1 protein-coding gene and 1 pseudogene are annotated in these 938 nt (G+C 58.7%); one reads left to right on the top strand and one right to left on the bottom strand.

Annotated features, from left to right (window positions below; all coding sequences use genetic code 11):
* The coding region (locus F6S12_RS32270; RefSeq protein WP_315869926.1) for a UvrD-helicase domain-containing protein at positions 1-224 on the bottom strand (224 nt) is incomplete at its 3' end.
* A gap of 268 nt (positions 225-492) precedes the next feature.
* Here F6S12_RS32270 and F6S12_RS32265 point away from each other — a divergent pair.
* Positions 493-938 (top strand): annotated as a pseudogene (locus F6S12_RS32265) (GGDEF domain-containing protein); the annotation flags it as partial.

The following is a 938-nucleotide window of genomic DNA, read 5'->3' as shown; positions in this document are numbered from 1 at the left end:
CCACTGCGCAGCAGGGTGCCGACCCGCTCCTTCATTTCCCGCGCGGCCTTGTTGGTAAAGGTCATGGCGACAATGTACTGGGCGCGGATGCCGCAATTCTGGATCAGGTGCGCGATCTTGCGGGTGATCACGCTGGTCTTGCCGGAGCCTGCGCCGGCGAGCACCAAAAGAGGGCCGCCGACATAGTTCACGGCTTCTTGCTGCCGGGGATTGAGTCGGGACATGACGGTAAAAAGGGATCGGTTACGAAAAGGGCGGGCATTTTAACAGGCTGGACGGATTCTGCTGCCTCTGTCCGACTTGTGACGCACAACGCGATCTAAATTTGCCGGTTTTGATACTTTCCCTCAGGATGCGCGCTGAATATGCGTCTAATGTTCGAGTTAGAGCGGTACAAGAAATTGCGTATGATAATCAATATCAATTGTTATTGTTTATTTGCGCGCCATAATGCCCGCCGCCAACTTAATTTGCAGAGTCTAGGGAGCTAGCTTGTCTAAGCCTGTCGAACCCTTGCGTTTGCTGCTACTGGCTGAAGAGCCGGTGTGGACAGCGTTGTTGCGCGAGTGTGTCGCTCCGTTGGGAGACTCGGTGGTATTGATCAGTGCTCCCAGCTGGGAGTCTGTCAGCCGTTTGTTTGAAGACGACCGCAACGCGGTCCTGTTGACCCTTCCTCATTTGCAGCCCGGCCCCGGGCGTTGCAGCCTGCCCACCGTGTTGCTGCTGGACCAGGAACCGCCCGTAGCCCCTGTAGGCGTCAGCGACTGGCTGGTGAGTTCCTGCCTGAGTACCGATGCCCTGCGCCGTTGCCTGCGCCATGTACGTGAGCGCGGCCTGCTGGAAAACACCCTGCAGCGCCTGGCAGAGCAGGACCCCCTGACCGGCATCGCCAACCGCCAGGGGTTCCAGACCTTGCTGGCCGCGCGCCTGGCGGAAAA

Source organism: Pseudomonas sp. JV245A (assembly GCF_032424515.1).
Lineage (GTDB): Bacteria > Pseudomonadota > Gammaproteobacteria > Pseudomonadales > Pseudomonadaceae > Aquipseudomonas > Aquipseudomonas protegens.
This window is presented reverse-complemented; position numbering and strand designations above follow the sequence as displayed.